This window comes from Pseudomonas mandelii (assembly GCF_900106065.1).
In the GTDB taxonomy this organism is placed as follows: Bacteria; Pseudomonadota; Gammaproteobacteria; order Pseudomonadales; family Pseudomonadaceae; genus Aquipseudomonas; species Aquipseudomonas mandelii.
In genome coordinates this window covers 3,537,653-3,560,297 of record NZ_LT629796.1, presented here as the reverse complement: position 1 = coordinate 3,560,297, position 22,645 = coordinate 3,537,653, and the positions used below count along the sequence as shown (strand labels likewise).

Genomic DNA, 22,645 nt, shown 5'->3' with positions numbered 1-22,645 from the left:
CTACAGGGGTTTTGTGAACTGACTGACATCCGGGATGAACCACGGGTTTTTCGGCGCCTTCGATCACTCAGCTCACAGCAAATGATTGGAAATCAAAGTCGATTACTCGAGCGTGGCGCGCTTCACCCAAGTACAGCGTCGAACGCCCTGGATATTCAGTGAGTGACGAAATGTGGGTTAAGCCGTTTTTCCTGCGTGGGCCGTCGTGGTCACCAGAATCCGCGCCCGCTTCGGACGTAATGGCCATAGGACATTATTTCAATTGCGCCCTCCGTACTGCCTCTGCTAGATTTCTCGACAGGCACGAATCTCAAAATAGTCGCCACTGATCCACGCACTTCGTTAAAAAACCACATAAAGGACTAACAATGGCTCGCAACAAAGCAAGGGACGACAAATTTTTCAATTGCGTACAAGAGTTTGAGGACGACTACGTTTCCAGCCACTACGGCACGAACAAGGGAACAGTAAAATCCTTCCTCAAAGACTCATGCAAAACAGGTGTTATCAATTACAGCACCCATGAGTCAGTCTACAAACTGATTGAGGAAAAACTGGGATACCCGGTTCCATCCTCACCAAAATAAACTTGTAGACATTTTAAAAATCGCACCTATAAAAAACCAAACTGCCAGTTTCAGTTCAATCACGTCAAGGATGAAAACAATGAAAAAGTATCTTCTGCTCGCCGGTGTACTTCTCGCAAGCCAAGCGCATAGCGCGCCAAGCTATGTTGTTGACCTTAAACTCATCACACCGAAGCGAACAACTTCAGACCGGATTGACTCTAACGCTCCGTACTATTCAAAAGAAGGTCAGACGCGTAATTACGTAGAACTTGTTTGCGAAGGGAATAAAAAAATCCTGCGTTCCACACCTGTATTTGATGGAACTACCATAGATGGACTATCAAAAGAAAACGAGCTTTCCATTATCATTGAAAGTTCGACCGTGATCGACAAAAGCGAAGAAATCGGCAAAATTAGCAAGTCCCAATGCATCACTATTCGCCCCGACATAAAAACAAATAAGCTCACCGCAAAAATCCCTTTGACGGCTACTGCAGAGTCTAAAAAGATCGATTTAGGCGACGGCTACAGCATCCAGTATGAAGTACATCAAAAACACTAACCCGGGTTGAATAAGCCCCGAGCTTTCGGGGCTTTCAATGCTCAGTGCTTGGCGGGCGAACAACGCGGCAGCCACTGCATCCCCCTCCAACACAGTGGATCGTTTCCGGGGCAGGTCACCAAGGGATGGAATAAATAATGCTGTTCGACTGGCTGGTTATTTACGCTGCGTGGGCGGGAATGTGGGTTTGGGTGGTGCGCGCTCGCGGCACCATGAATGTGTGGCTTGCCAATCTCGCGGGCTTCGTAGGTGGCTGTATCGTCGCAATGATCGTGGAGTACCTGACTCGCGTCGCCAACGGGGATGCCCCACCGAACGCTCCCTATATGTTGTTCTCGATCATGGCCGCGCTTGGCACATTAGTCGGAACATGGATGTGGCTCATCGCAAGGCTTCAACAGCCGGAAAACCTGTTCCTGCGCCATCTGTTCGCTGGGGCAGTCAGTCTCGTCACCGGCTCGATTGCGCTCAATTTGGCGTGGACGCATTTGGTTTCCGGATGATGAAGGCGCTGAAAAAGAAAACGGTATGTACAGCGATCATGCGAGCCAGTGCTGATCGACATTTGATGTTGGCTGATCTGCGCTATCGCGAGCAGGCTCGCTCCTACAGGGGGGGTGTGTAACTGACTGACATCCGGGATGAGCCCCGAGTTTTTCGGGGCCTTCGATCACTCAGCTCAGAGCAAATGCTTGGAAATCAGTTTCGAAATTTCCACCATCGATGTCTTCCCGGTGAACTCGAACTTCACCTTCCCCAGCGACGAAAAATAAATCTCCAACTCCGAATCCAGGTCAAACGTCCCCGACGTTTCCACCGAATACGCCACGATGTTTTTGTACGGCAACGAGGTGAAGTCTTTCTTGCTGCCGGTAAGGCCCTGGACGTTGACCGCGATGATCCGCTTGTTGGTAAACACCACGCCATCGCGCATGGATTTGTAGGAGTCGATCACCTGTTCCCCGTCCAGTAGCAGCGCGGTGACGCGTTCGGCGTATTCGTCGTTTTGCTTGAGTTTGAAGAAGCCTTTGTTGTTGAAATCAATCATCTGTCATTCCCTGTTTTTCAAATGGACACCTGGGCCGGTTACACGGGCAACACCACCAACGCTTCCAACCCGCCCTTCGACCGATTTCGCAGTTTCAATTCCCCGCCATGCTCCAACACTATCGCCCGCGCCGCCGATAATCCCAAGCCCACACCGCCGGTGCTCTTGTTGCGCGATCCTTCCATGCGAAAGAACGGCACAAACACTTGTTCAAGGCTGGCCTGCGGAATACCCGGCCCGCGATCCAGTACTTTGATCCGCACTTCCCCAGCATCAGCAATCAACTCAATTGCCGGCTCACTGCCGTACTTGATCGCGTTATCCAGCAGATTGGTCATCACCCGCTTAAGCCCCAGCGGCCGCCCGAAATACACCCACCGCGTCGGCCCGACGTAGGCGATCTCAACCCCCTGATCCCGGTAATCATCCAGCAACGTTTGCAGCAACTCGGCCAGATCGAACTGGGTCGCCGGTTCAAGCCGCGCATCATCCCGGAAGAATTCCAGCGCCGAGTTGATCATCGCCTGCATTTCATCCACATCACGAAACAGCCGCTGCTGTTGCTCGCTGTCTTCGATGAATTCCCCGCGCAAACGCATCCGCGTCAGGGGCGCGCGCAGGTCGTGGGAGATGGCGGCGAGCATTTGGGTGCGGTCGCGAATGAAGTGTTGCAGTTGGGCCTGCATGGCGTTGAACGCGAGGATCGCCTGGCGGATTTCCTGAGGGCCTAGCGGTTCGATCGGCGGGGCGCGGAAGTCCACGCCGAAACGTCGGGCGCCTTCGGCGAAGTGTTGCAAAGGTGTGGCGAGGCGGCGGGTGGCGATCAGCGCGACCAGGGTGGTGGAGATCAGCACCAGCAGGATGACGATCAGGTAACGCGGCGCTTCGTCCAGGCCCCAGCTGCGCGAAGGGGCGGAGAACATGACCCAGGTCGCGTCCGGCAGCTGGATCAGCAGCGCGTAACGGGCGTCCGCCGAGGGTTCCGTCCAGTCGGCCGGCTCGTAGGTCTGGATTCGCGCGGCGAACTTAAGCAACGGATGCAGGATGGTCGAGCCGATTTCGGAATCCAGGTCCTCCACCGTCGGCAGATTGAGCTCACGTCGATCAAGGTGCCAACTGACGATGAAGCCCTCATCGCTGACGGCGTGCGCCAGTTGGCTGCGCAGCGGCGCCGGGGCGGCCTGGATGATGCGGGTGATGGCGGCCATTTTGTCCAGCAACCCGGTTTCGGTCAGCGGTGGGCGCGCCCACACACCCGCCAGTTGGATAAACAGCCCGTTGAGCGCCAATGAAATCAGCATCGCCAGAATGATGGTCAAGGCGATCCAGCGCGCCACCGTGTCCCGGCGAATCCGCTTCAACCAGCTCATCGCCGGGTCACGCTGGGGGTGAACAGATAACCGCCATTGCGCACCGTGCGAATCATCGCCGGGCGTTTGGTGTCGGATTCGAGCTTGCGTCGCAGGCGGCTGACTTGCACATCGATGCTGCGATCAAACGCGTCATGGCAATGCCCCCGCGCCAGGTCCAGCAACTGCTCGCGGGTGAGGATGCGTTGAGGGTGTTCGACGAAGACCAGCAGCAAGTCGAACTCACCGGCCGACAGCGGGATCATCACGTTGTCCGGCGAGCGCAGTTCACGGCGGGTGACGTCGAGGTGCCAGTCGGCGAAGTCGATCAGCGGCCGTGGGCGCTCCGTCACGACCGGCCGGCGTTCGTCCACGCGCCGCAGCACGGCGCGCACCCGGGCCAGCAGCTCGCGGGCGTCGAAAGGTTTGGTCAGGTAATCATCGGCGCCGAGTTCGAGGCCGACGACCCGGTCGCTGAGTTCGCCCATGGCGGTCAGCATGATCACCGGCATGGCGTAGCGAATCCGCAGTTGCTGACACAGGATCAATCCGCTGTCCCCCGGCAACATCACGTCAAGAATGATCAGGTCCGGTGGCTGGCGCTCGATGGCCGCCCACAGCGACGCGCCGTCGGTGGCGACCTCGACGCTGTAGCCGTGCTGCACGAAGAATTTTTTCAGCAGATCGAGGACTTCAAGGTCGTCGTCCACAATTAAAAGGCTGTTCACCGAAGGTCACTTAAGGGGCGAATGGAGCCGCCATCTAAAACCATTCCCGCCAGCGCGTCATATATTTCAATCCTGCAATAAAGCGTCAGCACCGCAATAAACCAGACATCTTTGTGCAAGGCCTGGGGCTCAGCATCTCGGCGAATTCCTCCCGAGACTTGCGTCCATGTTGCCTTTCAAATGTGCTCCCTGGTTGGTCCGCAACACATCGATGGCCGTGCTGGCCGCCGGGCTGGCGGGTTGCAGCAGCCAACCGCCGGCGTCCGCCACCGTGACGTGTGCCGAAATCAGCTTTTCGGTGTACGACCCGGCGGAACCGTTCAACCGCGGTGTCTTTGCCTTCAATCGGGTGGCCGATGACTATGCCCTGGCGCCGGTCGCCCGTGGCTATCGGTACTTGCCGGACTTTTTCCAGACCGGTGTGCACAACTTTGTCGCGAACTTTGGCGAGCCCAAGGTCTTTATCAACGACCTGCTGCAAGGCAACCCGATGCGCTCGGTCAATACGTTGGGACGTTTCGCGCTCAATACCACCGTGGGCGTGGTGGGCTTGATCGATGTGTCCGGCATGGCCGGCATCCCGCGTCACAAAGCAGATTTCGGCCAGACCTTCGGCGTGTGGGGCATCGGCAACGGTCCGATCGTCGAGCTGCCCTTGTTCGGCACCTCGAACAGCCGCGATGCAGCCGGGCGAGTGCTGAGTTTTGTGGTCGATCCGTTCGGCAGCAACAGCGATACCGTGGACACGCTGTCCACGATCAACACGGTCGGCGGCATCGTCGATGGTCGAGCCGAAGCATTACCGCTGACCGACAGCCTGCAAAAATTGCCGGATTACTACAGCGCCTTGCGCAACGTGGTCGCCGAGCATCGAGCCGCTTATGTGGAGGATGGCAAACAAGGCTCAGCGCAAACAACCCAACCTCAATGCGAAGGAGTACCGACCGATGGTTTCTGAAAGCAATCATTTGACGCTGCAACAGCGAGTGACCCGGCACGACGCGGTTAATGTGCACTGCCGGGAAATCACCCTACGCCTGTCACCGGACTGCCGCCAACTGGTGCTCAGCCGCTACACCGAACACTACGGTCCGGCGGTGGTGCGCTGGATCGAGCGCAGTCATACGGTGTCGCTGAGCGAGCTGTTTCGCTGGCTGGTGGCCAATGGGGAAACCAGTGTCATGAGGGGGGACAGCCTTTCGCTGCCTTGATGAATCGCCCGTCTCACTTCAACACCACGCCACTGATTTGCTATCGTGCACGCCATCGCCCCACCTCAAAGAACAATGGACGCCATTGTTACCAAGGAAGAATGAATGGTTCTCGTCGCAATATTGGTGTTCTTGGCTGCGTCAGCGGGGATCTGGTTCTGGATAGTGAGGAACCGTGGCAGCTTGTATCTGTGGTTCGCCAACCTGGCAGGTGCTCTGGCCAGTTTGATTGTCGCGACGATCGTGCTGATGTTCATGAGCCCCGATGAGACAAAAACACGACCTGCTTACTTTCTCTATACGATCATGGCGACCTTTGGCGTCTTCTTCGGGACATGGCTCTTCACAGTCGCCAGGTTCAAGCAGGATGAGTATCCGGTCGGGCGCCATTTGATAGCCGGAGCTTGCAGCCTGGTGACGGCATTCCTGACGTTTGTAATATGCGCAGTGATCATTGATGGCAAATGAGCACTGCCCGGCTCGGCTTTACAATTTCAGCAGCAAGCCAGTAGCCATCAGATAATCCCGGGCGCTGCCTGCGCTATCATCGCGCGCTCTGTGCACCAAGAGTCTTGAACCTGCATGTCCATGTCTTCGCCATTCCCCGACAGCCATCGCTCTCTGCCACCGGTCCTCGCCGGCCCGCTGTTGCGGCGTCTGGAGCCCACGCGTCTGGTGCTCTGGCTGGTGGGAACCCGAGCCTTGTCGCTGACCTTGCGCCTGCAAGGTGTCGGTGACATTCGCCTCGATGCCGGGCAATGCACGGTCATTCCGGTGGGCAAGCATGCCTTCGTCCACCTGATCGATGTACCACTGGCGACCGCCCTGCCCTGCGACACCCTGATCGACTATGACCTGCTGATAGATGACGCGGCGACCGGTATTGCCGACTGGGCGCCTCATCTGCTGTACGGCGAAGCCCGTTGCCCGAATTTTGTTTTGCGTTCGCGCATTGATCAGTTGATGCACGGTTCCTGCCGTAAACCTCACCACCCGGCAGCCGACGGTTTGCTGTGCGTCGATCGTTTTCTGGCGACAGAACATGCCGCGACGGAGCGCCCGGCCCTGCTGATGATGAGCGGCGATCAGGTGTACGCCGACGATGTCGCCGGTCCGATGTTGCGGGCGATCCATGCGCTGATCACTCAACTGGGGCTGTTCGAAGAACGCCTCGAAGGTGCGGTGGTCAGCGACAGCGCCAAACTCTACGAACACCCTGCCAGTTATTACCATCGTGCGGATTTGTTGCCGGCGCTTGAGAGCAACAAAACCTTGCGCGAGCGATTTTTCGGCGGAGCGCGCAAGCCGATTTTCACCAGCAGCAGCGCCGACAATCACCTGGTGACATTCGCTGAAGTCATGGCCATGTACCTGCTGGTCTGGTCGCCGACTCCCTGGACGCTGATCGCGCCACAACCGCCAGCGCTGACGCCCGAAAGACGCAAGCGTTATGCCCTTGAACAGACGCGTATCGATGACTTCAAGGGGGGCCTGGGGGATGTCGCGCGGGCCATGGCGCATCTGCCGTGCCTGATGATTTTCGACGACCATGACATTACCGATGACTGGAATCTGTCCGCGCAATGGGAGGAAACGGCCTACGGCCATCCGTTCTCCAAGCGCATCATCGGCAACGCGCTGCTCGCCTACATGCTGTGCCAGGGCTGGGGCAACAACCCGGATGCGTTCGGCGACGTGCTGGAAAAAGCCCGATTATTGAGTGCCACGGGGCACGACGATTATCTCGACAGCGACGTCCAGGACGCTCTGATCGATGATCTGCTCGGCTTTCAACACTGGCATTACGTGCTGCCGACCACTCCGGCGCTGGTTGTCATCGACACCCGCACCCGACGCTGGCGCAGCGAGATGAATCTCAAGCAACCCTCGGGTCTGCTGGACTGGGAAGCGCTCAGCGAACTGCAACAGGAACTGCTCGATCACCCGTCGGCGATCATTGTTTCGCCAGCGCCGATCTTCGGCGTCAAACTGATCGAAACCGTGCAACGCGTCTTCAGCTGGTGCGGTTATCCGCTACTGGTCGACGCGGAAAACTGGATGGCCCATCGGGGCGCGGCCCAGGTGATCCTGAACATTTTCCGACACTCGCGCACACCGGGTAACTACGTGGTGCTGTCGGGCGATGTGCATTATTCCTTCGTCTACGAAGTCCTGATCCGACACCGCCAGGCCGGTCCGAGGATCTGGCAGATCACCAGCAGCGGCATCAAAAACGAATTCCCGCCCACGCTGCTCGAATGGTTCGACCGCCTCAACCGCTGGCTCTACTCGCCGCGCTCGCCGCTCAATTGGCTGACCAAACGCCGTCGCATGCGCATCATCCCGCACATCCCTGAACATGCCGAAGCGGGTGAACGGCTGTGGAATTCGGCAGGGATCGGCCAAGTGTTCTTCAATGAAAAGGGACAGCCGCAGGAAATCTTTCAGCACAATTCAAACGGTGCACCGAAGACGCGGATGATTGCGCCTGACAATGACGACTGAACGTGTGAGCCACCATGAACCTCACCCGAACCCTGATCATCGGCAACTCTGGCGCGGGCAAAAGCTGGCTGGCTAAACAACTGGCCGAACACCTGCATGCGCCGTGGACTGATCTTGACCGCGTCCACTGGCTGTCGGATGAAAGCAGCATCGCCCGCCCTCGCTCCGAAGCATTGGGCATGGCGCGCGTGCTGGCCGATGAAGAGCGCTGGGTGATTGAGGGTGTTTACGGCTGGATCGTCAGCGAACTGATCAACCGTGCAACAGCGCTGGTCTGGCTGTGTGTTGACGACGAAAGCTGCGTCGCCAATATTCGTCAGCGAGAAAACCGGCCGGACAACGACGAATTGCTGATCGCGTTGCTGGAATGGGCCGGCAGTTATCGTGTTCGCAAAGACGCCAGCGGGTTTTCCGCACACCGGCAGCTGTTCGAAGGGTTCAGCGGTTCAAAAATCAGACTCAGGGATCGAGGTGAAATCGCGGCCTTCGTGAACACTCTTTCCGACTCGTCACACAGCGTTTGAAAAAGGATTGGTATGTTTGCACGGAGCAAGTTAGTCCCCGAACTGATGGTCACCGACATCAAGAAAAGCCTGCATTTCTGGACCTCGCTAATCGGTTTCAAGATTGCCTACGAGCGCCCTGAAGCGGGTTTCGCCTACCTCGATAACAACGGCGTGCAAATCATGCTGGAGCAATACGCTCCAGACGAAGGCCAGTGGATGACCGGAGCATTGGAAGCGCCGTTTGGCCGGGGCATCAACTTTCAGATCACTGTTGATCTCGTCGAGCCGATACTCCAACGATTGGCCGAAGTTGAATGGCCGCTGTTTCGTCCCTGCGCCGATGTCTGGTATCGCGCTGATGCGGTGGAGGTCGGGCAACGTGAATTTCTGGTTCAGGACCCGGATGGGTATCTGGTTCGGTTGGTGGAGAGTTTGGGGGAGCGGGTGTGTTTGTCCGTAGATCGGATCGCGGGCAAATCGGATTAGGATTACATCGGTCTCGGAAACGTCTTGAAGAAGCTTCGGCGATACTCAGTGCAAGCGTAGACACATCGTCTGCGTAACGACCACTCGGAGGTATCGCCTTGTCAACCTGTACTCATTTCTGTACGTTCTTTGCATCGAGCGAGGACTACAACATGCAAACTATCAACTACACCACCGCACGGGCCCATCTGGCCGAAACCATGGATAGGGTCAATGAAGACCGTGCGCCGTTGCTGGTTACTCGCCAGAAAGGCGAACCCGTAGTGATGATGTCTCTGGCGGAGTACAACGCTCTCGAAGAGACCGCCTATCTGCTGCGCTCCCCCGCCAATGCTGAGCGCCTGATCAAATCGATCAGCAACTTGCGTGCAGGGAAGACCCAATCCAGGCAACTCATCGAAGAATGAATATTGAGTTCACTCCCGAAGGTTGGGACGACTATTTATGGTTCCAACAAAATGACAAGGCCGGACTCAAACGAATCAACCTGCTCATCACAGCTATCCAGCGTGAACCATTCGACGGGCTCGGAAAGCCTGAGCCGCTCAAACACAATTTGAGCGGCTTTTGGTCACGTCGAATTACTGCTGAGCATCGTTTGGTCTACGAGGTCGATGAAGGTGAGATTCGCGTCGTGATGTGTAGATATCACTACTGAACACGATCTCAGGATGTTCTCATCGCCCGACAAACCCCTCTGACAATCATCTCCACTTCCCGCTCATCAATCGTCAGCGGTGGTAGCAGGCGGATGGTCTTGCCCCGTGTCACGTTGATCAGCAAGCCGTGGTCGCGTGCGGCGATCAGGGTCAGGTCGCGGATCGGTTGCTTGAGCTCGATGCCGATCATCAAGCCTTGGCCACGAATCGCCAGGACGTTCGGGTCGTCGGCCAGTTCGGCGCGCAGTCTTGCCAGCAGGCGTTCCCCCTGAAGCCTGGCGTTTTCCAGCAGACCTTGTTCTTCGATGATGTCCAACACCGTGCAGCCGACCCGACACGCCAGCGGATTACCGCCGAAGGTGCTGCCATGGCTGCCGGGGGTGAACAGCTCGGCGGCTTTGCCCCGGGCCAGGCAGGCGCCAATGGGGATACCGTTGCCGAGGCCCTTGGCCAGGGTCATGACGTCCGGGACGATGCCTTCGTGTTGGAAGGCAAACCACTGACCGGTACGACCGATGCCGGTCTGGATTTCGTCGAGCATCATCAGCCAGCCGCGCCGGTTGCACAGTTCGCGCACGGCTTTCAGGTAACCGGCAGGCGCCAGCTGGACGCCGCTTTCACCTTGAATCGGTTCCATCAGAATCGCCACGATGCGCGGGCCATGGGCTTGCCGCACTTTTTCCAGCGCGTTGAGGTCGCCGAAGGGCACTTTGACGAAGTCGCCGGGCAACTCGTTGAACCCCAGGCGCACGGCCGGGCCGTCGCTGGCGGATAAGGTGCCCAGCGTCCGGCCATGGAAGGCGTTTTCCATCACAACCACCAGCGGCTGCTCGACGCCTTTATGCCAGCCATAAAGCCGTGCGAGCTTCAGCGCGGTTTCATTGGCTTCGGCCCCGGAGTTGTTGAAGAACGCCCGCTCCATGCCCGACAACTGCGTCAGTTTCTGCGCCAACCGCTGCTGCCAGTCGATGCTGTAGAGGTTGGAGGTATGCAACAGCAGCCCGGCCTGCTCGCTGATCGCCGACACGATTTTGGGATGAGAGTGGCCGACATTGGTCACCGCCACACCCGCCACCGCATCCAGATACTCACGTCCCGCCTGATCCCAAAGTCGAGTGCCCAGGCCTTTGCTGAAACTCAGGGCCAGGGGTTGGTAAGTGGTCATCAGGCAAGCGGCGGTCATGACATCAAGCTCCATCAATTGTCGGTGTTTTTGCAGTATGGTTAGCCACCTGAGCTGGATAAACGCTGCAACACTTCAATCATCTTAAAGCTGAGCTTGATAATGGATTTATTCCAGGCAATGACGGTTTACGTCAAAGTGGTCGAAGCCGGGAGCATGACGGCCGCCGCACAGCAGTGCGAAATGTCCACCACCATGGTCGGCAATCACCTCCGCGCGCTGGAGCAACGCCTGGGTGTGCGTTTGTTGAACCGGACGACGCGGCGCCAGCGTTTGACGGAGTTCGGCTCCGCCTATTACCAGCGCTGTCTGGAGGTGTTGGGATTGGTGGAGGATTCCGAGCGGCTGGCCGAACAAAGTCAGGACACCCCGAGCGGGACATTGCGCATCACCGCCCCGCTGACCTTCGGCACTGAAAAGCTTGCGCCGGCACTCAGCGAGTTCACCCTGCGTTACCCGCAAGTCAAACTGGACGTGGTGCTCACCAACGGGCGGCCCGACCTTCTCGAAAACGGCCTCGACGTGGCGTTTCGCCTGGGCGCAATCGAACCGTCCAACCTGATCGCCCGCCCGCTCATCGACTACACGCTGACCATGTGCGCCTCGAAGTCTTATCTGGCACGCCGGGGCACACCGGAAAAACCCGAAGACTTGCAACAGCACGACTGCTTGTCCTTTGCCTACCCGGTCGGCGATGACTGGCAATCCGTGGAAAAGCAATGGCGGCTGAGCGGGCCGGAAGGCGAAGTCATGGTGGCCGTCAGAGGACCGATGCTGATCAACAGCTCGGCCGGGCTGCACCAGGCTGCTCGAACCGGGATGGGCATCGTGATGTTGCCCGATGCGCTGGTCGAGCAGGATCTGCTGAGCGGAAACCTGGTAGCACTGATGCAAGACTATCGACTGCCCAGCCGGCCGATGCACCTGGTGTACGCCCAGGATCGCTACCGCTTGCCGAAATTGCGTCGCTTCGTCGACTTCGCCATGCTGATGTGGGCCAAACACTAGCCGGGGCAATACACCATGCACTAATCTCCCGACTGACGGGTCACTTTGATATCAGTGCAAGGAGAGCGGTGATGGGTGAGGCATCAAATATCGAGCCGTTGAAATTCAATGTGTCGGATTTGAACGAGGACATGCTGCACACCATTCTGGAACTGGTCAGTGACGGCATTTGGGACTGGAATGCCAACACCGGGTTCGTCTACCGCAATCCCGGGTGGTACGTGATGCTCGGCTATGCTCCGCACTCCCTGGACAACACCGTGTTTACCTGGGAAAACGTGATGCACCCCGACGATTACCCGCGGGTGATGGCGTTGTTTGATGCGTACCTGAATCAACACACGGCGGGCTATCAAGCCGAGTATCGCTGCCGCAAGCAGGACGGCAGTTATATCTGGATCGAAGATCGCGGCTACGTGCTGGCACGCAATGCCGACGGATCGGTCGCGCGGATGGTCGGTGCGCACCGCAGCATCGAAGACAAGAAACGCCTCTTCGAGGAGATGGAACGGCGCAATCAATCCCTTGAAGCCATCGTCGAAGAACGCACCCGGGAGTTGTCGCGGGTCAATCAGCAGCTGCAAATTCAACTGGAAGAAAATCGCAAACTGGCGGAAACCGATGCGCTGACATCGATCGCCAATCGCTATCGCCTGGAAAAAACCCTGCCTCAGGAATGCGAGCGTGCCCAGCGCTTTCGCCAGCCGCTGTCATTGATCGCCATGGACATTGATGACTTCAAGAACATCAACGATCACTACGGCCATGCCCTGGGAGACGCGGCATTGGTGCAGGTCGTCGAGACCGTGAAACGCTGCGTGCGCTACGGCGATCTACTGGCACGCTGGGGCGGTGACGAGTTCATCCTCATCCTGCCCAATACCTCGCTGGCCGACGCCCGATCCTTCGCCGAAAAAATCCGCCATGGCCTCTCAAGCATGCCGCCTGTGGGCGAGTTCCAGGTGACCATGAGTTTCGGGGTGGTCCAGCGCTTTGAAGAAGAGCAACAGACCGGCCTTCTGGCCAGGGCCGATCAGGCGCTGTATCGGTCGAAAGTGGCGGGCAAGAATGTGATTTCCGGGTGAGCGCCGTCCTGCATGTCCGCGATGTACTGCCCTCGGAAGCGGAATCCGTGCGGCTGTTTCTTGAGCAGAACGGATGGGCCCACCGCTTGGGATCAACTGAACGTTTTGCGCAGTTGATCGCCAGCTCCCAACGTACCGCGCTTGCCGTGAAAGATGCCCAGATCGTCGGGTTTGACCGTGGCATCACCGACAGCCTATCCAATGGTTATCTGTCTATGGTTGTCGTGTCCGGGCAGCATCGACGTGAAGGCGTTGGCCGGGCGCTGGTCGAGCATGTCATGGGCGAGAACACCGACATCACCTGGGTTCTGCGCGCAGGCCGTGAAGGCGCTTCGGAATTTTGCTCGCGCCTGGGTTTTGAACCGTCGAGCATCGCGATGGAGCGCCCGCGCAGTCGATAGCCAAAACGCCCTTCACATCCCCGCCTTCACCAGCACCGGTTTCTCCTGATACCGATCCGGGTACAGCTGCTTCAGCTGCGCGACTTTCGGCAGGTCGTTGATCACGATGTATGGATACGTCGGGTGCTCGGTCAGAAAGTCCTGATGTTCCTCTTCCGCCGGGTAGAAACCGTTGTAGGTTTCCAGCTTGGTGACAATGGGTTTGGTGAACGAATGGGCGGCGTCGAGCTGGGCAATGTAGGCCTGGGCGACGCGCTGCTGTTCCGTGTTCGCCGGGAAAATTGCCGACCGATACTGCGTGCCGCTGTCGGGGCCCTGGCGGTTCAACTCGGTGGGGTTGTGCGCCACTGAGAAATAGATTTGCAGCAAGGTGCCGTAGCTGACCTGCGACGGATCGAAAGTGACTTCGACCGATTCCGCATGACCGGTATCGCCGTCGCTGACACGCTCATACCGGGCGGTGTTGGCTTCACCGCCAGCGTAACCGGAGACGGCTTTTTTCACGCCTTTGACGTGCTGGAACACCCCTTGGACGCCCCAGAAGCAACCGCCGGCGAAGACTGCGGTTTCGCTGTGGGCCTGGGTGGTTTCATCCAGGGCAGGCGGCGGGATAATGACTGCCTCTTCCGCAGCGCCGAAAGAAAACGCCGAGCATTGGCCAATGACGCCTGCAGCCGCCAAACCCAACAAGGTACGGCGCCAGGTAACCGGGATTTTCATGAGTCTGACTCCTGAACAAATGATAGGGCGATCAACCGAACGTAAACGCATACGCCGACACACCCGGATCGAGAAACTCGATGCTGAAAGTGCGGTCCGTCACGCCGCCGTTCTGGCGCACCAATTGATACAACCGTTGCTCGGTAACGCTGCCGCTGCCATCGGGGGCGACGTCAGTACCGTGGGCATCGCCGGGGGCTTTTCCGTCGATCAGCACTTTGAAGCGCACCGGTTTTCCGTCTGCGCCGGGGCCCAGTACCAGGTGCAAATCGCGCGCGTGGAAGCGGTAGACGATTCGGCTGGCCGGCGCGCTTGAAATCGCCCGTTCCGAACCGACGTTCCATTGACCGTCCAGGCCCCAATCGTTGAGTGCCAATTGCGCCGGCGTGCTGTACGCCGACACCTTGTCCGGCACCAGACCGGTTTGCGGTACGAAGTGCTCAGCACGCTGGTAGCCGACATAGGTTTCCGGCGACTGGACTTCATTCATGTCCGGGGCCAGTTGAACCCCGGTGGCATCGGCTGTGATCAGCCCATCGGCAACTTTTGAGGCGCCCGCTTCACGCAGCAACTGCTGGATGACGCGTTCCGATTCGGCGTATTCGCCTTCACCGAAGTGGTGATAACGAATGCGCCCCTGCGCGTCGGCAAAATAGTGAGCCGGCCAGTATTCGTTGTTGAAGGCACGCCAGATCTTGTAGTCATTGTCGATCGCCACCGGGTAGTTGATGCCCAGGTCTTTCATGGCTTTGGTGACATTGCCCACATCCCGCTCGAACGCGAATTCGGGCGCATGAACACCGATCACCACCAGCCCCTGATCGCGGTACTTCTCGGCCCAGGCTTTGACATACGGCAAGGTGCGCAGGCAGTTGATGCAGGAGTAAGTCCAGAAATCCACCAGCACGACCTTGCCCTTCAATGCCTGTGCGGTCAGTGGAGGCGAATTGAGCCATTGCACGGCGCCATCCAGCGGCGGGAGGTTGCCTTCAATCGGCAATGCGCCTGGCGCTTTTGCTGACATTTTCATCGCCCCGCCAGCGGCCATCATCGCCCCGCTGTTGTTCGGTGATTTGCCGGCCAAACGGCCCACCAACGCCTGCTCGAGGCCGCCGGTGGAAGCCGTCGAAACCCGCGCCAGGATGCCAGTGTCCAGCCCTAGGGCAATCGCCGCCACACCGGCCAACATCGCCGCGCCCAAACCTCGACGGACCCATTCACCCGCGCCGATCGAGCGCTTCATCGCCGCGAAGACTTTACCGCCCAGCAACAACGCCACGGCGAGGGAAGTGGCGGCACCCGCGGCGTAAGCCAGCAACAGCAACGTGGTGGCGATGCTTGCCCCTTGCAGCGCCGCCCCGGTCAGCAACAGGCCGAGAATCGGCCCGGCACACGGTGCCCAGAGCAGGCCCGTGGCGACGCCGATCAGGAACGAAGCGCCGGGACGCGGACGAGCATCGGCGCCCGCGGCTTCCGACAGTCGGCTGCCGGCCGCCACCAGTGGGCGCGTCAGGCGCTCGGCCAATCGAGGCAGCAGCAGCGTCAGCCCGAACAGTGCCACGAACAGCAACGCGAGCCAGCGACCGTACTGATTGACTTGCACCACCCAGCCGCCGCCCACCGCCGCCAATGAGGCGACGAGCGCGAAGGTCACCGCCATCCCCGCCAACAGTGGCAAGCCACTTTTCATAAACGGCTGCCCGGTGCGAGCGAAGACAAAGGGCAATACCGGCAGAATGCACGGGCTGACAATCGTCAGCACACCACCGAGATACGCGAGAACCAGAAGCCACATAGCATCGACCTGCAATAAATGAGTGAAAGGAAGTGCCCATGGGTCACGCCGCCCCGGGCTCGAAGGTCATCGCCAGACCGTTCATGCAGTAACGCAGGCCGGTCGGCTTGGGCCCATCGTCGAAGACGTGGCCCAGATGCCCCCCGCAACGCCGGCAGTGGACTTCTTCGCGCAGCACGCCGAAGGAACGGTCCTGACGGGTCGCCACCGCCTTGTCCAGTGGCGCCCAGAAGCTGGGCCAACCGGTGCGGCTGTCAAACTTCGTGTCGGATGAGAACAGCGGCAAATCACACCCGGCACAGGCGAAAATTCCCTCGCGATGCTCGTTGTTCAACGGGCTGCTGTAGGCCCGTTCGGTGCCCTCTTCCCGCAGGATTTCGTACTGCTCGGCACTGAGCATCGCGCGCCATTCGCTGTCACTGTGAGTCACCTCGAACACCTCCGACGCACTGGCCTCGCTGACCAGCGCCGAATGGGCGGCAAATTTTGGCAACACACCGATCACCAGGGCTGCAGCGCCCAGCCCGCCGCTCGCTACAAGAAACTGTCGCCGTGAAAACATGGCCATCTCCAAAATTCCAGGTGCCTGATAGGGAACACAGCCTAGGCTTGGGTTGATCGCCAAATCCTCACGGACAGTTAAACAATTCGTGATAACTCGCCCCGGGGAAAACCCGCACAATGTGCCCATTGCGCTACAAAGGATTGAGCTTTATGGAACAGACCAAACGTGTCCTGGTGGTCGAGGACGACCTGCACATCGCCGACCTTATCTGCCTGCATCTGCGCGATGAGCAGTTCGAGGTGGTGCACTGCGCCGACGGTGATGAGGGTATGCGACTGCTGCAGCAAGGAAGCTGGGATGCACTGATCCTCGACCTGATGTTGCCCGGCGTCGACGGCCTGGAAATCTGCCGTCGGGCGCGGGCCATGGCCCGCTACACACCGATCATCATCACCAGCGCCCGCTCCAGTGAAATGCACCGGATCCTGGGGCTGGAACTCGGGGCCGACGATTACCTGGCCAAGCCTTTTTCAATGCTTGAGCTGGTCGCCCGGGTCAAAGCCCTGCTGCGCCGTGTCGACGCCATGGCCCGCAACCTGAAAATGGACGCCGGCAGCCTGATCACCAACGGCCTGTCCATCGACCCGATCACCCGCGACGTGTCCCTCGACGGTCGTCGCCTGGACCTGACCCCGCGAGAGTTCGACCTGCTGTATTTCTTCGTCCGCCAGCCTGGCAAGGTGTTCTCGAGGATGGACCTGCTCAACGCAGTCTGGGGCTACAGCCACGAAGGCTACGAACACACGGTCAACACCCACATCAATCGTCTGCGGGCCAAGATCGAAGCCGATCCGGCACAACCTGCGCGCATCCTCACGGTATGGGGTCGAGGCTATAAATTCGCGGCCAAGGAGGAGCAGCCATGAGGCTGACCCTGACACAGCGCCTGTCCCTGGTGTTCGCCATTCTGTTGCTGGTGTGCTGTGGCACCTCGGCCTGGATGCAAGTGCGCTCCAACAAAATGCACGAACTGGAGGTGGTTCAAGGGCTGTCGCGTGATCTCGCCCAGCACATCGCCCGCGACACTGTGCTGATGGACACCAATGGCCTGATGCCCAATGCCGTGCGCGAATTGTTCAGCAAACTCATGCTGGTCAATCCGAGTGTCGAGGTCTATCTGCTTGATAACGAGGGGCTCATTGTCGGCAGCGCCGCCCCCGAAGGCCGGATGCGTCGGGATCGGGTCGATCTGGCACCAATCCAGCGCTTGCTCAAGGGCGAGGCGCTGCCGATTCTCGGCGACGACCCGCGCAGCGTCGACGGACGCAAGGTGTTCAGCGCAGCGCCGTTGCAGGTCAACGGCAAGCCGGAAGGTTACCTCTATGTGGTGTTGCTCAGTGAAGAACACGACCGCTTCGCCGAACGCGGTGCCACCAGCGCCGCGCTCAATACGGCGCTGCTGTCTATCGGTCTGGTGGCGTCGTTGTGCCTGATCGCCGGCCTTGCCGCATTTGCCCTGATCACCCGACCGTTGCGTCGATTGACCGATCGAGTCAGCCAGTTCGACATCGACGGAGTCCCCTCCACACCGCCCGCATCGGACCCGGTAGAAAAAGCATCGAGCCACGATGAAATAGCCGTGCTCGACGCCGCTTTCCGCCAGATGCAAACCCGTCTCGGCGAACAATGGCGCTCGCTGACTCGCCAGGATCAGGAACGCCGCGAATTGGTAGCGAACATCTCCCACGACCTGCGCACACCGCTGGCCTCGCTGCACGGTTATCTGGAAACCCTGTCGCTCAAGGACGCCACGCTGTCCCCCGCCGACCGCCGTCGCTATCTGGGCATCGCCCTGGATCAAAGCCGCAAGGTTGGCGGCCTGGCGCAATCGCTGCTGGAACTGGTGCGGCTGGAACACGGTTTCGTGCAACCGGTGCTGGAGCGTTTCTCCCTGACCGATCTTGTGCAGGACATCTTCCAGAAGTTCGAACTCACCGCCGAAGCGCGCCAGATTGAACTCAAGGCCAACTTCGCGCCCAACGTCTCGGCCGTCTGCGCCGACCTGGGGCTGATCGAACGTGTGCTGACCAACCTGTTCGACAATGCCCTGCGCGATACCCCGCAAGGTGGAGAAATCGAACTGAGCCTGCGACCTCAAGGGCCCTTTATCGAAGTCACCGTCAGCGACACCGGCCCCGGCATCGCGCCCGAATTGCGCGAAGGTTTGTTTCTGCGTCCGTTCAACATTGGCGGTGCCCGGCGCGATGGCGGGCTGGGGCTGCGCATCGTGCATCGGATCCTGCAACTGCACGGTCGCGAGATTCAGTTGATCGACGTTCCGGGACGGGGGGCGACTTTCCGTTTCTCCTTGCCAGTGGATGAACAAACAGCCGAAAAATGGGCCGTTCGCTCGATGAACCTGAATTCGCTGGGGAAATAGCCCGGTTTCAGCGGTCACAGCTTTGAACCCGATACCCGATGCTGAGGCGAGAAAACGTTGATGACGGCCACGACGCCCTTGTATATCGGCTGCGCCGGATGGAGCCTGCCCCGTGAGCAATGGAGTGCTTTTCCCGACGAAGGCACTCACCTGCAACGGTACGCGGCACAGCTGATGTGCGCGGAAATCAACAGCTCGTTTTATCGACCACACCGCCCGGCAACCTATGCGCGATGGGCTGAAAGCGTGCCGGAGAATTTCAGGTTTTCAGTCAAAGTCCCCAAGCAGATCACCCACGAGGCTCGCTTGGTGAATGGTGAACAGTTGATCGATGACTTTATTGAGCAATGCATCCACCTGGGCCAGAAGCTTGGCTGCCTGCTGATCCAGCTTCCGCCCTCCTTGCCCTTTGACGTCAACACGGCCGAAACTTTTTTCGCCACCTTTCGTTCGCGCTACACAGGCTTCGCCGTGTTTGAACCCAGGCACGTCAGCTGGCAAACAGCCGAGGCGCAGGCGCTGCTGATGGAGCATCGAATAGGCCAAGTGGCAGCCGATCCTTCGCCACTGCCCAATGGCGATGTACCCGGTGCCTGGCCGGGCATCCGCTACTACCGATTGCACGGGTCGCCGCGAATCTACTATTCAAACTACGAGAAACCATGGCTTGAAGACCTGGCTCGAACGCTACACCCCCAAGCCGACGGCGTTCCCACCTGGTGCATCTTCGACAACACCGCCAGTGGTGCGGCGACCGCCAATGCGCTGGAGCTTCAGCGAATGACATCCCAGCGCCAAAAATGATGACCAACCGCCTGTTCATCCGTGACAACTCGGGTCAGGTCCAATAGATTAGGCGGCCTGAAAAAGCCCTGTGCTTTCTCGCCTAAACCCAAGTTAAAAGAAGTAGTGAAATTTCAATGTCCGATTCCAATACCGCTGAATCCGTAGTCACCTTGTCGTCCAAAGCGGAATACGAAAACTCCATCAATCTTTCACAGCATGTGCCACAGGCCAAGACCATCAGCGAGATGGTCCTGGACGCTTTTCAATCCACCCGGGAAAGCGACCAGATCCGCGAGCTGCGCGCCGCGATTCGCCAGGCGCACGACAGCTTCGACGACGATAAAGCCTATGAACTGATGGGCGAACTCAAACAACTGAAAGACGCTGAAGCGTCCGACATTGCCGCGCTGGAAGACCTGAGCAGCAAATTCCCGATCAGCCGTATTCTTTCCAGCTTCAAGGAAGACCCGGCGTTTCAGGAAATCGTCTATGGCCTGGCGTTGAAGGTGCTGAACCAGACTCACCAGGCCATCAGCAACCCAAGCACGGGCAAGAGCAAAGTGGCTCGCGCCAAGAAAGACCTCGAAGTGTTCACCATCAGCAAGGATGGCGTGAGCGTTACGCTGCCGCTGCGCACTCCACGTGCGAGCCTGAACGTTGATCGCAAAGCGCTGGAGTTCCTCGGTTTCACTTTCGTCGGCGAAGGTGAAGACGCGGCCATTGAAAACGAAACGTTCCTGGACAATACCGGGGCCGAACAAGCGGTCAACCGCAAGAACATCATCACTGCTATTCAACAACAAACCGCGTTCGACGGTTACAGCATCGCTGCGCAGTAACCGATCAACCTGAAAGCTTTCAGTCAGCAAGGAACCTGTGGCGAGGGAGCTTGTCCCGCCGGGCTGCGTAGCGGCCCCAAAAAATGTGGCAACAATGCCGACTCTTGTGAGTGCTACCCACTCAAGCGGGAGCAAGCTCCCTCGCCACAAAAGCAGGTATGCCCGAAAGAATTATCGCGCTGACGGATGCAGGGCCGCGATCATGTCCACTTCAATCGGCGCATTTTTCGGCAGCTGGTAAACACCGACGGTCGTTCGGGTGTGTTTACCGGCCTCACCCAATACATGCGTGAAGACGTCAGACGCTCCATTGGCAACCTCACTGAGGTCCACAAAATCGAACGTGGATTTCACGTAAACCGTGATGCGCAGCAATGCCTTGAGGTTATCCAGTGAGCCGATGGCCTCACGGATCAGGGCAAGCCCGCGTATCGCGCTAATACCCGCAGCCTCTTGGGCATCGGCCAGGTTGAGTTCCAGTCCCACTCGGCCGGGGTATTGAATTTTGCCGTTCATTCGCGGCACCAGCCCGCTGACGTACAGTTCGTCATCGTGCCGGACCACCGGGGCGTAATGCCCGCCCGCAGAATTCTCGTCGTAGATATCAAAGCCAAGTTCTTTCGCCATCGCGAGGAAGCGTTCGTCGCGACTCATTTGATTACTCATTAACCGACCCCCTCTTAATCAATCATGCATACGCGCAGATGATGGTAGAGAGAGATGCGTGTCTTGATCAGGGCAACTTCGTATAAGATCCAACAAACTTTACTGCCAGGGAGACCAGTAAAATGCAGCGCGCCGTCATCGCCGCCATCGAGTTCCAGCCCGGAGTGCCGCTGGTGCAGCAGATCGTCGATCAGCTGTCTTTGGCCATCAACCAGGGTGGCCTGCCGAACGGGGCCAAGTTGCCACCGATTCGCGAGCTGTCCGAGTTGATGAAGGTGGGCAAATCTACCGTGGTCGATGCTCTCGACCGGTTGCGGGCCAAGGGGTTGGTGGTTTCACGCCAGGGTTCGGGGCATTACATTCACCGCCCAAGCATCCAATCCCAGCATGCAACTGGCCCGGACCTGCATCCCCAAGACACACTCAGCCGGGTCCGCCGCGCCTTGCTGCTGAACAACGGCGCGCTGCGCCCCGGCTGCGGATTTCTGCCCGCCTCGTGGCTGCCCGCCGACGAATTGCTCAAAGCCGTGCGCAGCACCCTTCGTGCGACCGCGCTGCGCATGGGCGAGTACGGTGAGGTCGGTGGTTACCTCCCGTTGCGCGAGGCGTTGCGCGTGAAGCTGTCGACCGTCGGCATCGAGGTGCCGGTGGAGCAGATCATCACCACCGCCAATACCGTGCAGGCCATCGACCTGCTGATGCGCCTGTTGATAAAACCCGGCGACACCGTGCTGCTCGACGATCCGTGCTACTTCAACATGCACACCAACCTGGCGCTGCACGGCGCCAAGGTCATCACCATCGCCCGCGATTGCGACGGGCTGGACCTGGAAGCGTTCGAGCAATTACTGATCGCCCATCGCCCAGTGCTGTATATGACCAACAGCACGCTGCACAACCCGACCGGACACTCGTTCTCCGCCGCCCAGGTTTATCGCTTGCTGGAGCTGAGTCACCGTTACGGCGTCCACATCCTCGAAGATGACTTGTATGGCGACATCCAGCAAAGACGCACCCCGCGCCTGGCCGCGAGCGGTCTGGACAATGTCAGTTACGTGTCCGGTTTCTCCAAGACCCTGACCGCCAACAGCCGGGTCAGCTACACCGCGCTATCGCCGCAACTGGCCGCACGCATAATCACCTTGAAAATGGCCTGCGGCGGCGTGACCTCGGAACTGGCGGAGCAGATCACCTGCACCATGCTCAGTAACGGCAGCTACGCCAAACACACCCGGCGCACGGTGGATCGCCTGTATGAATCGAGCAGTCGCGTGACGAGATGGCTGGTAGAGGCGGGATGTTCGGTGTCATCGATAGCGGGTGAAGGGCTGTTCATCTGGACTCGGTTGCCCGAAGGACTGCACGCCGAAACCCTGGCCGGCAAAGGCCTCGAACACGACCTGGTGCTGGCGCCCGGCACCCTGTTGAGCAAGGCCGCCGATGCCAGCAGCTTCCTGCGTTTCAATGTTGCGCATAGCGATAGCCTGCAGGTGCGCGAGCAGTTTTTCCGGCTGCTCGATCGCTGAGTTTTTCTGATGCACCGAGTTGCGGCCATCGCGAGCAGGCTCACTGGGCCCAGCGTCGTGCTCGAAAA

26 protein-coding genes are annotated in these 22,645 nt (G+C 58.9%); 18 read left to right on the top strand and 8 right to left on the bottom strand.

Annotated features, from left to right (window positions below):
- Positions 1–666: 666 nt before the first annotated feature.
- Both BLU63_RS16425 and BLU63_RS16420 read left to right on the top strand, forming a co-directional pair.
- Positions 667–1,131, top strand: a complete 465-nt coding sequence (locus BLU63_RS16425) for a hypothetical protein (RefSeq protein ID WP_010458001.1) — start codon at positions 667–669, stop codon at positions 1,129–1,131.
- Positions 1,132–1,268: 137 nt separating this feature from the next.
- Complete coding sequence (locus tag BLU63_RS16420; RefSeq protein ID WP_010458003.1) at positions 1,269–1,634, top strand: hypothetical protein; 366 nt, start codon at positions 1,269–1,271, stop codon at positions 1,632–1,634.
- A gap of 176 nt (positions 1,635–1,810) precedes the next feature.
- On the opposite strand, the gene BLU63_RS16415 is transcribed toward BLU63_RS16420, so the two are convergent.
- The 3 genes from BLU63_RS16415 to BLU63_RS16405 are packed head-to-tail and all read right to left on the bottom strand — an operon-like array spanning position 1,811 to position 4,256.
- The gene (locus BLU63_RS16415) at positions 1,811–2,179 is read right to left on the bottom strand and encodes a PH domain-containing protein (protein ID WP_083375797.1); all 369 of its coding nucleotides are present in this window, start codon (positions 2,177–2,179) and stop codon (positions 1,811–1,813) included.
- 38 nt (positions 2,180–2,217) lie between these two features.
- Entirely contained in the window at positions 2,218–3,549 is a 1,332-nt protein-coding gene (locus BLU63_RS16410) for an ATP-binding protein (protein WP_083375796.1), read from the bottom strand.
- On the bottom strand, positions 3,546–4,256 hold the full coding sequence (locus BLU63_RS16405; protein WP_077749357.1) for a response regulator: 711 nt from the start codon (positions 4,254–4,256) through the stop codon (positions 3,546–3,548). The genes BLU63_RS16410 and BLU63_RS16405 overlap by 4 nt, the downstream gene beginning before the upstream one ends.
- Positions 4,257–4,422: 166 nt before the next feature.
- On the opposite strand from BLU63_RS16405, the gene BLU63_RS16400 reads away from it, so the two are divergent.
- From BLU63_RS16400 to BLU63_RS16365, 8 genes are all read left to right on the top strand, one after another.
- Positions 4,423–5,214, top strand: coding sequence for an MlaA family lipoprotein (locus tag BLU63_RS16400; RefSeq protein WP_083375795.1), 792 nt, complete (start codon positions 4,423–4,425; stop codon positions 5,212–5,214).
- Positions 5,204–5,467: a hypothetical protein gene (locus tag BLU63_RS16395; protein ID WP_077749358.1), complete on the top strand. Its 264-nt coding sequence runs from the start codon at positions 5,204–5,206 to the stop codon at positions 5,465–5,467. The genes BLU63_RS16400 and BLU63_RS16395 overlap by 11 nt, the downstream gene beginning before the upstream one ends.
- Positions 5,468–5,572: 105 nt before the next feature.
- Positions 5,573–5,935 (top strand): hypothetical protein, encoded by a 363-nt coding sequence (locus tag BLU63_RS16390; protein WP_010458015.1) that lies wholly within the window; start codon positions 5,573–5,575, stop codon positions 5,933–5,935.
- Between the two features lie 114 nt (positions 5,936–6,049).
- Positions 6,050–7,972 carry an alkaline phosphatase D family protein gene (locus BLU63_RS16385; protein WP_083375794.1) on the top strand — a complete coding sequence of 641 codons (1,923 nt, stop codon included), beginning with the start codon at positions 6,050–6,052 and terminating at the stop codon, positions 7,970–7,972.
- A 14-nt stretch (positions 7,973–7,986) separates the two neighbouring features.
- Complete coding sequence (locus BLU63_RS16380; protein ID WP_083375793.1) at positions 7,987–8,496, top strand: P-loop NTPase family protein; 510 nt, start codon at positions 7,987–7,989, stop codon at positions 8,494–8,496.
- A gap of 12 nt (positions 8,497–8,508) precedes the next feature.
- Positions 8,509–8,964, top strand: coding sequence for a bleomycin resistance protein (locus BLU63_RS16375; RefSeq protein ID WP_083375792.1), 456 nt, complete (start codon positions 8,509–8,511; stop codon positions 8,962–8,964).
- 152 nt (positions 8,965–9,116) lie between these two features.
- The gene (locus BLU63_RS16370; RefSeq protein ID WP_010458023.1) at positions 9,117–9,371 is read left to right on the top strand and encodes a type II toxin-antitoxin system prevent-host-death family antitoxin; all 255 of its coding nucleotides are present in this window, start codon (positions 9,117–9,119) and stop codon (positions 9,369–9,371) included.
- On the top strand, positions 9,368–9,622 hold the full coding sequence (locus BLU63_RS16365; protein WP_077749362.1) for a Txe/YoeB family addiction module toxin: 255 nt from the start codon (positions 9,368–9,370) through the stop codon (positions 9,620–9,622). The genes BLU63_RS16370 and BLU63_RS16365 overlap by 4 nt, the downstream gene beginning before the upstream one ends.
- Positions 9,623–9,630: 8 nt before the next feature.
- Here BLU63_RS16365 and BLU63_RS16360 read toward each other — a convergent pair whose 3' ends face one another.
- On the bottom strand, positions 9,631–10,806 hold the full coding sequence (locus BLU63_RS16360) for an aspartate aminotransferase family protein (RefSeq protein ID WP_083375791.1): 1,176 nt from the start codon (positions 10,804–10,806) through the stop codon (positions 9,631–9,633).
- A 102-nt stretch (positions 10,807–10,908) separates the two neighbouring features.
- Between BLU63_RS16360 and BLU63_RS16355 the strand changes: the two genes are divergently transcribed.
- The 3 genes from BLU63_RS16355 (at position 10,909) to BLU63_RS16345 (ending at position 13,300) form a co-directional block, all read left to right on the top strand.
- Positions 10,909–11,814: a LysR family transcriptional regulator gene (locus tag BLU63_RS16355; RefSeq protein WP_083375790.1), complete on the top strand. Its 906-nt coding sequence runs from the start codon at positions 10,909–10,911 to the stop codon at positions 11,812–11,814.
- 71 nt (positions 11,815–11,885) lie between these two features.
- Positions 11,886–12,899 carry a sensor domain-containing diguanylate cyclase gene (locus BLU63_RS16350; protein WP_083375789.1) on the top strand — a complete coding sequence of 338 codons (1,014 nt, stop codon included), beginning with the start codon at positions 11,886–11,888 and terminating at the stop codon, positions 12,897–12,899.
- Entirely contained in the window at positions 12,896–13,300 is a 405-nt protein-coding gene (locus BLU63_RS16345) for a GNAT family N-acetyltransferase (protein ID WP_083375788.1), read from the top strand. Before BLU63_RS16350 ends, BLU63_RS16345 begins: the two co-directional genes overlap by 4 nt.
- Before the next feature lie 12 nt (positions 13,301–13,312).
- Here the strand turns inward: BLU63_RS16345 and msrA are convergent, their stop codons facing one another.
- From msrA to msrB, 3 genes are read right to left on the bottom strand one after another with little or no spacing between them, the layout of a single operon-like run.
- Entirely contained in the window at positions 13,313–14,020 is a 708-nt protein-coding gene (gene msrA, locus BLU63_RS16340) for a peptide-methionine (S)-S-oxide reductase MsrA (RefSeq protein WP_083375787.1), read from the bottom strand.
- 31 nt (positions 14,021–14,051) lie between these two features.
- On the bottom strand, positions 14,052–15,815 hold the full coding sequence (locus BLU63_RS16335; RefSeq protein WP_010458037.1) for a cytochrome c biogenesis protein DipZ: 1,764 nt from the start codon (positions 15,813–15,815) through the stop codon (positions 14,052–14,054).
- 43 nt (positions 15,816–15,858) lie between these two features.
- Positions 15,859–16,377: a peptide-methionine (R)-S-oxide reductase MsrB gene (gene msrB, locus BLU63_RS16330; RefSeq protein WP_042933007.1), complete on the bottom strand. Its 519-nt coding sequence runs from the start codon at positions 16,375–16,377 to the stop codon at positions 15,859–15,861.
- Between the two features lie 152 nt (positions 16,378–16,529).
- Here msrB and BLU63_RS16325 point away from each other — a divergent pair, with 152 nt between their 5' ends.
- The 4 genes from BLU63_RS16325 to BLU63_RS16310 all read left to right on the top strand — a co-directional run bounded on the left by BLU63_RS16325 (position 16,530) and on the right by BLU63_RS16310 (position 20,385).
- A complete protein-coding gene (locus tag BLU63_RS16325) occupies positions 16,530–17,246 on the top strand; it encodes a response regulator transcription factor (protein WP_010458041.1) in 717 nt (238 codons plus the stop codon).
- Complete coding sequence (locus BLU63_RS16320) at positions 17,243–18,760, top strand: sensor histidine kinase (RefSeq protein WP_083375786.1); 1,518 nt, start codon at positions 17,243–17,245, stop codon at positions 18,758–18,760. The genes BLU63_RS16325 and BLU63_RS16320 overlap by 4 nt, the downstream gene beginning before the upstream one ends.
- Before the next feature lie 60 nt (positions 18,761–18,820).
- Entirely contained in the window at positions 18,821–19,564 is a 744-nt protein-coding gene (locus BLU63_RS16315; protein WP_077749370.1) for a DUF72 domain-containing protein, read from the top strand.
- Positions 19,565–19,680: 116 nt separating this feature from the next.
- Positions 19,681–20,385: a hypothetical protein gene (locus BLU63_RS16310; RefSeq protein WP_010458047.1), complete on the top strand. Its 705-nt coding sequence runs from the start codon at positions 19,681–19,683 to the stop codon at positions 20,383–20,385.
- Positions 20,386–20,556: 171 nt separating this feature from the next.
- On the opposite strand, the gene BLU63_RS16305 is transcribed toward BLU63_RS16310, so the two are convergent.
- Positions 20,557–21,051: a RidA family protein gene (locus BLU63_RS16305; RefSeq protein ID WP_042932582.1), complete on the bottom strand. Its 495-nt coding sequence runs from the start codon at positions 21,049–21,051 to the stop codon at positions 20,557–20,559.
- A gap of 122 nt (positions 21,052–21,173) precedes the next feature.
- Here BLU63_RS16305 and BLU63_RS16300 point away from each other — a divergent pair, with 122 nt between their 5' ends.
- A complete protein-coding gene (locus tag BLU63_RS16300) occupies positions 21,174–22,577 on the top strand; it encodes an aminotransferase-like domain-containing protein (protein ID WP_083375785.1) in 1,404 nt (467 codons plus the stop codon).
- Positions 22,578–22,645 lie beyond the last annotated feature (68 nt).